Origin of the sequence: Secundilactobacillus collinoides DSM 20515 = JCM 1123 (genome assembly GCF_001435975.1) — a bacterium.
In the GTDB taxonomy this organism is placed as follows: domain Bacteria; phylum Bacillota; class Bacilli; order Lactobacillales; family Lactobacillaceae; genus Secundilactobacillus; species Secundilactobacillus collinoides.
The window spans coordinates 37753-49070 of sequence record NZ_AYYR01000030.1 but is presented as its reverse complement, the minus strand read 5'-3'; the positions used below and the strand labels follow the sequence as shown (position 1 = coordinate 49070).

At 46.9% G+C, this 11318-nt stretch carries 9 protein-coding genes; 2 read left to right on the top strand and 7 right to left on the bottom strand.

Annotated features, from left to right (window positions below; all coding sequences use genetic code 11):
- Positions 1–161 precede the first annotated feature (161 nt).
- The 4 genes from FC82_RS06500 to FC82_RS06485 form a co-directional block, all read right to left on the bottom strand.
- The gene (locus tag FC82_RS06500) at positions 162–2759 is read right to left on the bottom strand and encodes an ABC transporter permease (protein WP_056996541.1); all 2598 of its coding nucleotides are present in this window, start codon (positions 2757–2759) and stop codon (positions 162–164) included.
- A gap of 9 nt (positions 2760–2768) precedes the next feature.
- Positions 2769–3470 carry an ABC transporter ATP-binding protein gene (locus tag FC82_RS06495; RefSeq protein ID WP_056996540.1) on the bottom strand — a complete coding sequence of 234 codons (702 nt, stop codon included), beginning with the start codon at positions 3468–3470 and terminating at the stop codon, positions 2769–2771.
- 725 nt (positions 3471–4195) lie between these two features.
- Positions 4196–5047 carry a hypothetical protein gene (locus FC82_RS06490; RefSeq protein WP_056996539.1) on the bottom strand — a complete coding sequence of 284 codons (852 nt, stop codon included), beginning with the start codon at positions 5045–5047 and terminating at the stop codon, positions 4196–4198.
- A gap of 193 nt (positions 5048–5240) precedes the next feature.
- Complete coding sequence (locus FC82_RS06485) at positions 5241–6074, bottom strand: undecaprenyl-diphosphate phosphatase (RefSeq protein ID WP_056996542.1); 834 nt, start codon at positions 6072–6074, stop codon at positions 5241–5243.
- Between the two features lie 114 nt (positions 6075–6188).
- Between FC82_RS06485 and FC82_RS16865 the strand changes: the two genes are divergently transcribed.
- The gene (locus FC82_RS16865) at positions 6189–6350 is read left to right on the top strand and encodes a hypothetical protein (protein ID WP_161939728.1); all 162 of its coding nucleotides are present in this window, start codon (positions 6189–6191) and stop codon (positions 6348–6350) included.
- A 109-nt stretch (positions 6351–6459) separates the two neighbouring features.
- Here FC82_RS16865 and FC82_RS06480 read toward each other — a convergent pair whose 3' ends face one another.
- The 3 genes from FC82_RS06480 to FC82_RS06470 all read right to left on the bottom strand — a co-directional run bounded on the left by FC82_RS06480 (position 6460) and on the right by FC82_RS06470 (position 10036).
- Positions 6460–7347, bottom strand: a complete 888-nt coding sequence (locus FC82_RS06480) for a 3-hydroxyacyl-CoA dehydrogenase (protein WP_054760640.1) — start codon at positions 7345–7347, stop codon at positions 6460–6462.
- Positions 7348–7634: 287 nt separating this feature from the next.
- Positions 7635–8423: an alpha/beta hydrolase gene (locus tag FC82_RS06475; protein WP_153020981.1), complete on the bottom strand. Its 789-nt coding sequence runs from the start codon at positions 8421–8423 to the stop codon at positions 7635–7637.
- A gap of 236 nt (positions 8424–8659) precedes the next feature.
- Positions 8660–10036, bottom strand: a complete 1377-nt coding sequence (locus FC82_RS06470) for an FAD-dependent oxidoreductase (protein WP_056996538.1) — start codon at positions 10034–10036, stop codon at positions 8660–8662.
- Between the two features lie 348 nt (positions 10037–10384).
- Here FC82_RS06470 and FC82_RS06465 point away from each other — a divergent pair, with 348 nt between their 5' ends.
- Positions 10385–10840 (top strand): MerR family transcriptional regulator, encoded by a 456-nt coding sequence (locus FC82_RS06465; RefSeq protein WP_056996537.1) that lies wholly within the window; start codon positions 10385–10387, stop codon positions 10838–10840.
- Positions 10841–11318 lie beyond the last annotated feature (478 nt).

The following is an 11318-nucleotide window of genomic DNA, read 5'->3' as shown; positions in this document are numbered from 1 at the left end:
GCTAGTCTAATTGGTCTAGTTATCAAGTGTTGCACTTCAATTTTAAATCGGGGAACAGTTTTTCCATTAACGTAAAGGGCACCACCAAAATCGAAATCCAATTTTGGTGGTGCCCGAATGATTTTAATGCATAGCTGGTCTTAACAGCCTGCACTGCTGAGTTATTCGTTAGACGATAGCGCCCCGATCATATCGATCCGCTGCAAACGCTTATGGGTCACAAACATCACAATAGCCGTAAACACAACCATCAGGATCGTTGCGACCACAAAGCCTGTCGGGTGAATCGTTAACGGGAAGATGACCTGTGCTGTGGCGGCCTGCTGCATGATATAGCCCGTCAGTAATTCACCCACACCGTAGCCGACAATGATGCCGGCAATGGTCAGCACAATGTTTTCCCGAACAATGTACATCGTAACTTCCTTATCGTAGAAGCCCAGCACTTTAATGGTCGACAACTCACGAATCCGTTCTGAAACGTTGATGTTCGTCAAGTTATACAACACCACAAAGGACAAAATCCCGGACAGTAGAATAAAGATGGCAACCACGGGCTTCAAGGAACCGGACATCGTGGTGACCGTCGTTTGCTGATCCTTGACATAGCTCGTGCCCATGACGCCGCCGTGATTGATCAGTTTGTGGGCCAGTGACTTGCGCTGCTTGTCCGTTTGCTTATTCAACTGGACGAGCAAGGTATTCATGGTCGGAGTCTCATTCAGTAATTGTTTATATGAGGACCGGCTGAGATACATAAAGTGACCCATGTAGTTTTCGGTAATCCCCGTAACCTTGGCTTTGCCCTGCTTATTATCAGTTGTGGTGACACTGATCTTATCGCCGACCTTCACGTGGAGCAGGTCAGCCGTTTTTTCTGTCAAAACAACGCCGTTTTTAGGCAGATTCAGTGATTTACCAGTACTTGCACTGCGCACCGTGACGTACCGTTTGAACTGCGAGACACTCTCCGGTGCGTAGATATTCACATCGTTGACTTGGTGGCCGTTTGCTTTGAGATCGCCAACGTTAGCAGCAACGTCTGTGTGGCTGTGATACTGGTCATTATTGTTGAGTATCTGATCGGCCTTATCCTCGTGACCAGCCGTTCGCAATCGAACCGTCGCCTGGTAGTGAATAATATCATTGTATTGTTTAGACCCGCTGGCGGCGATGGAATCCTGAATCCCAAACCCCGTCAGGATCAGTGCAGTCCCGCCGGCAATGCCGATAATTGTCATCAACATCCGTGATTTGAACCGAAAGAGGTTCCGATAACTGACTTTACGGTTGAAACTCAAGCGGTTCCAGAGCGGCGTGATCCGCTCCAATAGGATCCGTTTGGCGGACTTCGGTGAGCGTGGCCGCATCAGGGCGGCTGGCCCTTCCGTTAGCTCACGCCAAACGACGTAGGCGGCCGCACCCACAGTGGCAATCATTGAGAATAACAGCGCCCAGCCGATATCGCCCCACTGAAATTTAACGACCCACTTCAATGGGATGTAGGTCTTATACAAGGCGAGCACGATTCTCGGCAAGGTTGTATTCCCGATGACTGCACCGAGGACGGTTCCAATCAAACCGGCCGTCAGTGCGTACGCCAGATAATTTTTAGCAATGGCCCATTTGGCGTAACCCAGCGCTTTGAAAGTACCGATTTGACTCCGGGCTTCTTCAACCATCCGTGTGATCGTCGTGAAAGTGATCAACGCGGCAATCAGGAAGAAAAATACCGGAAAGACATTCGCAATGGCGGCAATTCGATCAGAACTTTCACCATAGGCTTGGAAGCCAGTCAAATCATTTCGATCTTGCCAGGTATAAGTTGTTTCACCGGCGGCTAGAGCTTTAGTCTTAGCAGTCTTGAGTTTAGCGGCCTCTTTGTTTAGTGTGACATTCTGTTGACCCGCTAAATCAGCGGCGCTGCCTCCCTGCTGACCAGCTGCTTGAAGCTGCTTTTTCGCCGCGGAAATTTTGGCTAGCTGCTGATCAAGTTGGGTAATGCTATTGCCAAGCAGTGCCCGAGTCCGCGACTTAGCTCGCGACTTGAACTCGCGCTTCAACGCGGTGACCTTTCGATTAACCGCATCGCTATAGCTGTCCGAGAACGTGCTCTTCTTTTGAAGTTTACTGAAGCCCACGTCCATCATGGTGGCCACTTTCAGATTCATCTGAGCCTGTGGAATGTACGCGAAATAACGCACCGTGCCGTCACCGACGTCCGCGGATCCCCGCGTGGAATCGTCGATGTACATGGGGGAGTCCGCAAAGCCGACGATTTTATAGGTTCGGTGTTTCAAATTCGCTGATTTACTGAACGTATAGGTTTGACCGAGCTTATAGCCATCGTTTTCCTTCGCCAATTCATCTAAAACGATTTCGCGGCTATTCGTTGGCATGTGGCCTGAACGCAAAGACAGTTTGTTGTACTTGGCAGACTTGCTGTATCCGTAGAGGGCCACAGCCGACTGGTCCTTGCCGCCGACAACGTCCTTAAACTTGACCAGCTCGGCTTTTGCACCCGCCACCTTATCGGCAAGACGCCTATCTTTTTGGGTAAACCCAGTGGTTGAATACGCCTGAACGTCACTTAATTTGGCATCCTTGACTGTTTTGTCCGCCGAATCATTCAACGATGGTCCGGCGGCCTTGATGCCAACAAAAATAAGCACACCTAAGAGAATAATTAAAATGATGGCAATGAATCGGCCTTTCGAATGCCCGATATCACGCCACATGTTCTTTGTCATTGGTTTCAATCTGCTCACCTACCATTCAATGTCTTCGATAGGTGTCGGATTCGAATTATCCTCAATGCTGCGCACTTTGGCATCATTAATATGAATGACCCGATCAGCCATCTGAGCTAACGCCGCGTTATGGGTGATGATCAACACCGTCTTGTTTTCCTGGCGACTGGCTGTTTCCAGTAGTTTGAGCACTTGCTTCCCAGTCTTATAATCCAACGCCCCGGTTGGTTCATCACACAGTAACAGTTTAGGATTTTTAGCTAACGCCCGCGCAATTGCGACTCGTTGCTGTTCCCCGCCAGAGAGCTGGGACGGAAAATTATCTAACCGTTCTTCCAGTCCAACCTGTTTAAGTACCTCGGTTGCATCCAACGCATCGGCCACGATTGAAGAAGCGAGTTCGACATTTTCCTTAGTCGTTAAATTGGGAATCAAGTTATAAAATTGAAAAACGAACCCAACGTTGTGCCGCCGGTATTCGGTTAATTGTTTGTCGTTAAATTGCGCAATGTCTGTCCCATCAATAATAACCTCACCATCACTCGGGTTATCCATACCGCCCAAAATATTCAGAACGGTTGATTTACCGGCACCGCTGGGTCCCAGAATCACTGTTAACTGTCCCTGTTCTGCGTCGAACGAGACGTCGTTGTTCGCAATAATCTGGGTTTCACCCATCTGATAGCGCTTAAATTCATGTTTCACTTCTATGTAAGCCACTTGGTATTCCTCCATTTTTTCACGTGTCTTACATCTATTATGGCTGTAAATGAAGGGGCTGACAACCGCTAATTAATAGGGTTAACTGTGGCACAGCGCACCAAACATTGTGAAAAAGCCCAGTAAAAAAGGGTTCAGCCGTTTCATGGGATAGCTGATACCTCAAATATTACATTTTTTCAAGCGTCTCTTCGACTCACAGGCAACGTATATTTGACCTTCAATTTAGCGGCAAGAAGTAAAAATGTGAAAAAAAAGTTAGCGGATCAATCGTTTAAAACGATTAGTTCGCTAACCCAAAAATACACAGCTACTTAATTGCGACATTCAGTTCTCCAAAAGATCTCTTGACAATAAAACCACCGCCGAAATGACCACCAGGCTCCCCAGCCTAATGATAATCAGCTTCTCGAAAGTAAACGTGTAAGTTTTTTGGGTGCCTTTGCCCTATGTTTTTCACTCATAAAACCTACTAATCCCCTGTCATATCCCCCTGACAAGGACCTACGTGTAGAACCTATCCCCGTCTTCCAGACACGCCGGAAGGTGAACTTAATCACTGGCAATATTATAACATTTTGTGAACCATTTAACAATAAGAAATTTGACATAACATTGAATGTGTCAACCTTTATTGTGCCGATTCAGCGTACCTTTGTCTCACTCAAACGTTACCTCCGTTAAACAAAAAAGATTGGCAAGAGCATTGCCAATCTGGTGTCCAATTACTTATGCTTCTTATCGTCTATTCCCGAAATACCAAGTAACCCGATCACGCCAGCAAGCAGCCCCCAACCACTGAACGTGGCCACACTACCAGCTGCTTCGCTAGTATGTGGTAGTGTCTTTTCTGAAACCATTGTAGCGTCAGTCCGGTTTAATTTAGGATGACGAATTGCGGTATGGTAGGTAACCTTTACTTGGGCAGGTTTTGTTTTCGCGGTGGCTGCAACAGTTGCTCGTTGACTGCTGGTAACAGTTTCAGAGCGGTTCTTGTTAGCGGCGGTTTTCCGTTCACCCGCCGGCAGTTTCGTGGTCTCTTTAGTGTGAACCGAGCCTGGTGTCACCACCGTTGCAATATCATCCGTTCCATTTTTTTGCATTTGTGACAGTTCCGCTGTAGGCACCACGGTGATGGTCACCGTATTCGTCCCTGGCTGAATAAAGCCATAGTAAGTCCCGCTTAGCACGGAATAGCCCACCGGCAAGATGGTGGTTAAAGCCGGCAATAATTGACCGGCCACTCCGGTAAACTTAACCGGGCTACTGACTGTAATATTACCGTGACTTTGGAAAATCACGGTTACACTCGCGACCGTTTTCCTGATTGTATTAGCGCTGCCCGTTGCCGAGACAGCTGTAGTTGACGATGTCTCGGTATCTGGCTGGTCTGCCTTTTTAGCAGCATCGCTTGCCGTTAATTGGGATGCTGAGTCTGAAGCAACCTGGGTCATCTCACTTGTCTGCGAGTCAGATGACAGGTCACTGGCTGCCGAGCCCGTCACCGGTGCGGCTAATATCATACTCATGAGCACCACTGTGCTCAGCAAGATTCCCCGTTTGATGATAACCCCCATGAACGCTCCTCCTTTACTTAACCGACTGGTTGATTCCCCCGAATAAACCGCGTCAGCTAACCGTTTCAAATATGCCTTAATTATGGCATGGAAAAGCCCTAATAGCTAGCTTAATCAAGTAATTAGGCAGACCCGTTGTGATAAATCTGATTGTCTTTTGCAATAAGCATTAATACTGAGTGGGTCTGCCGCCCTACAACAGTTGTTGGGCACCGAAATACGCTAATACGACCAAGCCTAATACGATTCGATACCAGCCAAAAATCTTAAAATCGTGGTGCTGAATAAAACGCATCAAAAATTTGATAGCTAAGTATGCCACCACAAACGAGACAAAGACACCGATGCCAAGCACAGCTGCCTCACTTGTTGTTAACTGGTTACCGTGCAAAACAAATTTTAGAACCTTTAAACAGCTCGCACCAAACATGGTAGGAATCGCCAAGAAAAAAGAAAATTCAGCGGCCACGAACCGGGAAGTCCCCAAAAGCATGGCGCCAAGAATGGTCGCACCTGACCGTGACGTTCCCGGGACCAGGGACAGCAATTGAAGAACCCCAATTGCAAAGGCCATTTTTAGCGGTAACCGGGTCAGATCCGTTGCGGTTGGCCGGCGGTGACTATTCCAGTTTTCAATGACAATAAAGAGGACACCATACACAATCAGCGTCGTGGTGATAACGGGCCACGTCGTCAAATGCGCATCCATAAAATCGTTCACTAGCGGCCCCACAATCAAGCTGGGCAGCATAGCAACCACCACCTTTCCCCAGAGCACCCAAGTGGCACGGCGGGCCGCAAGTGTTTTACTTGGGGCAAAGGGATTCAATTTATGAAAATAGAGTACAACCACCGCCATGATTGCCCCAAGCTGAATGACCACCATAAATAAATTGATAAACGCATCGGGTTCTTGCAGGTGAATAAAGGCGTTGGCAAGGTACAAATGCCCTGTTGAACTCACTGGTAAAAACTCAGTGATGCCTTCAATAACGCCTAGGATAATCGCTTGAATGATTGTAATGATGGTTGTATTGATCATTGATATAAAACACTCCTTCAATCTATTTTTACGTCTTATCTACAACTACGCAGGAAAATGCAATTAGGCAAAAAAAGTGATTATTTTTTTCGTATTCGAATGTATCATTTCGCTGATGATTCTAGGAAATCGGCATTTTGTTTCGCTAGCGCCTACACAATCGTGATGATGGCGCAATGGGGCAACCAGTATCAGCAATATCACGGTCTGAATGTGTTCGGTCACGATGTTGTTACTTATTTGAACAATCATTCTAAATAATAAACAAGCCACCTGTATGAGTTGGTTTCCTAATGAGAAAACCAGCCCAATACAGGTGGCTTGTTCAACTATCTAACGGTTATCAGTAAGCTTGCTAACCCCAGACAGCCTATGCCAGAAAATCTTTTTGTTGGTAAGCCGGATCTGGATACGTATAGAATCCTTTGCCGCTCTCCAACCCCAATTTACCGTCATCAATCATTTGTTGCACCTTTGCTAACGTGTTCTTGAATGCCGGGTTGTCCCCCTGACGATCCTTGGTGATGTTCAAGAATGTTCGTAAACCAACGAGATCAATCGTTGCAAATGGCCCCATTGGCGCACCGCCATCGATCATCCAGGTTTTATCCACTGTTTGTGGATCCGCGATATCTTCGCCCCAAAGATAGGCGGCATTTTCCAGGAATGGTGTTAACAGTGAATTTAGAACGTACCCTGGCTGCTCCTTACGAACAACGATCGGTACCATGGCAATGTCGCGGGCAAAGGTTGTCAATGCCGTAATCACAGCGGCGTCAGTACCTGCGTGGCCCATAATTTCAGCCGTGTTGTGCTTCCAGATCTGGTTGGCAAAGTGCAGGTTGGCGAACTGGCTTGGCCGGCCCGTTTTGTCTGCAAATTGTGACGGCAGATACGTTGATGAGTTTGACGCAAAAATCGTTCTAGCATCGGCAATGCCCGAAATGAGTTCATAAAAGTTTGTCTTAATAGCGGGCACTTCAGGAATAGCTTCAATCACAAGGTCGACATCACCGAACGCACTGTGTGGATCACTGGTGTATGTCAATCGCGAATGTGTCTCATCGATATCAGCCTGGGTCGCATGCATGTCTTGTTGGTACGCAGCGTCCAAATCATTGATCCGAGTCTTGGCCGCTGACAGCGCCCCGTCGTTGATATCATATACGATGACGGTCTTGCCTGTGTACGCCGTCTGATACGCGATTTGGCTACCTAACGTACCGCCGCCTGCAACCGTAACTTTTTGAATACTCATTTCGATCACTCCTATGTGTAGTTTGTGGAAATCGATTCCAAGGATACTTTACCACAGTTAGTTAACCCCATACATTAATATGCTATAAAAGTTAGCTTACAGGCTGACCAGTAAAAAACGACCGATCACGATTAAGTTGACGGTCGTTTCTTATTTCATTGGTTGTGTCACTTATCCTAACCGTTGAAAACGTTGATAGTTAAGCGCGTTAAACATTTTGTCATTCACAGCAGACACTTATTGAATTTAAGAATTATCTTAGCAATTTATTAAAAACGAATGATGTCTTACTTTTCCAAATGAGCGTCTAAAAAGAGCATTGTCTGGTTAAAGACATCATCTAGGTAACCCTTTGCATGCCTGGTGCCTGGCACCATCATCACTTCAAATGGCCGTTGATGGTCGGTCATGGCTTGCGCAAATTGCAGGACACCGCTTGTCGGCACAAATTCGTTTAACGAATTTGCCAAGAATATTGGGCCCGTCTTCTCACTAACACGGTGAACCGGCGTTGCGGCCTCCCACTGGCTGCTGTCGCCATTAAAGTAGTTAGTCACAAACCACTTGTAGAAGCTGTCGTTATGGCCATCCTGATTGATTTTTGCACTGGCTGTACTGTTAAAGCCGCTGGTGTCACCTTCTTCAGCGACAATATCTTCGTGGTGGGCCAACCAATCGTCAATATCTAAAATACCTGACAATGAAACCGCGGGCATACCCGTCTGGATGGCCAGCTCGACGGACATGTTACCGCCTGCCGAAGACCCAACAACGGCTGTTTGCTGCGGTAAGTCCTGCGTTTTCAGCCACGCCAACAAGGTCTGCATATCTTCTAACGGTGCCGGATAATAGGCATCCGGTGTAATCCGATAATTCGGCACGACCGCGACGTAACCGCCAGCAACTAACCGCTGAGCCCAGTCTGCATCCTTTGACTTGTCACCGCGGAACCAGCCGCCGCCATGAATATCAATAACAGTAGCACGACCGGGTATGCTATCATCGTAATAAATATCCGTTTTTAACTGGTGCGCAGTATCGTACACCACGTCTGTTTTGGTAATCAACCCCATCAAAATGCACTTCCTTTCAGATTTCATGGTGAGTATCGCGCGAATAAAGTCGAAGGTCAACGATTTCGCCTTGATGCAGATGGACCGATTATTCTTACGATTTACGCCATACAAAAAGCAGTCAACAAGACCGCATTGGGGCTTGTTAACTGCTTTTTTATTTTTCGATAGTCCAGTATTCTAAATCATATTGCCGAAATGAGCCCAATAAGGCTGCGACTCACGGCAGAAACAAGCCGCTATTTTGTAAACTCTGGTTCGCCTAAAGCATGCTGTGCAGCTAGGTTAAGCAGGCTCCATTGACGGTCGAAACCTGGTTGGAAGAAGAAGTCGGCCTGTGCTAAGTCTTCCAAACGCAACCCCTGTTGAACGGCTAAAGCAATGACGTTGCCTTGAGCGGTAATATCGTAGGTTGATAAGACCGCACCGCCTAAGATCTTGTGGGTTTGCGGATCAAAGTCCAAGCCCACGTAGACATCTGGGTTCCCCTTCTCTGCCGGCACGTAAGCTGGCCGTAACGTATCCTTATAGAAGGAAGTCTTAATGGTGACACCAGCCTTCTTCGCCGTGGTCGTGTTCAAACCAGATGAGGCAAAGTGGTAATCAAAGACGCTCAGTGCAGACGATCCGACAACCCCTTGGAATGGCACTGATGGTGTGTTTTCGAAGATGTGCTCGACCACGTAGCGTGCTTCGCGACGAACAACTGTCGCCAAGGCAATCGGCATTTTGGTTTGAGCCGGAATTGAGTATGCTAACACGGCGTCACCCATGGCGTAAACGTCGGGCAAATTTGTCCGCAAATATTCATCCGTTTCAATCCAGCCACGAGCGTCCAAATCAACCGTGCCCTTCAGCCATTCCGTGTTTGGTTTGACACCGGCTGCTTGAATGACCAGATTGCTTGGGTATTCGGCATCACTTGTCTTAACAGCAGTAACTTTGCCGGCACCTTCGTAGCTTTCAATTTTGGCACCAGTCACAACGTCAACGCCCTTATCAGCTAATTCCTTAGCGATGACGTCAGTCAAATCAGCATCCAGGTAGTTCCCTAAAGGCCGGTCGATCATGTCGATCAGCGTCACATGCTTGCCGGCTTTTGTGCTGGCTTCAGCCGCTTCGATACCGATGTAACCGGCACCGATAACGGTGATGTTTTTCACGGCTGGATCAGTGAGCTTTGCCTTGATCTTCTCGGCCCAGTCCTTACCCCGCATAAGATAAACGTTCTCCAGATCGTGGCCAGGAACTGGTAAATCGTTTGGCGTTACTCCTGAACTCAAAATCAGCTTATCGTAGTCGTAGTTCTGCGTTTCACCAGACTTCAAATCCTTCACGGCAACCTGCTTTTTATCAGCGTCAATTTTCGTTACTTCATGGTTGGCGTAAACTTCAGCGCCGCGTTTTTCCAAGTCCTCAGGCTTGAAGTTGCGCACATCATTGACATCGGTCACACTGTTTTCCAGATACAATTCCATCCCGCATGACATAAATGAGATGAAGTCGCCTGCTTCAAATAATTTAATATCCAGATCCTTGTACTTACGGGTGAGTTCTAAAACGGATTGGTGACCACCATGTGACGCACCAACAACAATAATCTTAGTCTTTGACATAAAGATATAGCCTCCCAAATGGTTCGTCAGCCAACTAATTTTAGTTAGCTTGCTCAAGAACCAGCTTTTTCGTTTCATCTTTTATGTTAGAATGATTCTAAACAATAGTCAACCGCTTTCAGAATAAATTTTGAAATCTCCCCCTGCAAACGGCCTTTTCGGACACGCATATTGGCCTTTAAGATACCGCCAATAATACCGTCGTTTCGCGATTTAATGTTAACCTCACTAATACAATACCATAACAAATTCCAATTTTATAAAATTTAGTATCGCACAATTTAAATTTACTTAGAGTTAGCTCTAAGTGGTACACTAAACGCATTAATCCTTTAAGGGGGAATCCACATGATGTACTCAATCGGCCAAGTCGCCGAAAAATCAGGTCTTAGCTGCTACACCCTGCGCTATTACGATCATGAAGGGCTGATGCCGTTCGTGCACCGCAATAAAGCTGGTCGCCGAGAATTTTCTGAACACGACCTCGACTTTATTGACCTCATTACCTGTTTAAAAGCAACGGGCATGCAACTACGAGAAATCCGCAAGTTCGTGGAAATGTCTATGGCTGGCGATGAAACGCTGGCTGACCGGCTGGCAATCTTCAAAGCACAACAGGAATCCGTTCACGATCAAATGGCACAACTTCAAAAACATTTAGACAAATTGAACTTCAAGGTGCGCTACTACGAAGCTGCCTGTGAAGCCGGAACGGAAGATGCCGTTTCAGGCAATTGCGAAATTCCTGACGCCCCCATCACCATTGATGATGCTAAACGTGTGAAACCCAAAAAAGTTGGCTAGCATTTGCCGCGCGGTGGTTATAGACTTTCTTTGCGTCAGTTGCTTTCCATTCTTAGCCCAAACACCAAAAGTCACGCCATGCGATACAGTTGTCCTTTTAGCATCCCGCTATCCCGCCTAAGCGTGTGATAGACGATTGTCTTTTGGCCGTATAAACGCCCCTAGCTGAACATCCGATTGGGATTATTCAGCTAGGGGCGTTTGTAGTCTGGGGATGTAAAAGCAGTGTTCGAGCTACTCGCTTTTCTTTGATTCTTTAAGTTATGGTAGATTTTATAACCGTCCTAGGCAACCTTGTGAAAACGAGTGCTCACGCTAGGTTGTTAATTCAACAAAGCTGTAAATTTGCTTTGTGCTTTTGTGTGGCATAAAGGTGTTCGTAAGGCTGAGGGCGGAGGGTACGGCACTCACACACACGCTCATTACCACAACCATTGCGAAAGATTCGGTCTATATTGTGGTTTTGCTAATTTGGCGT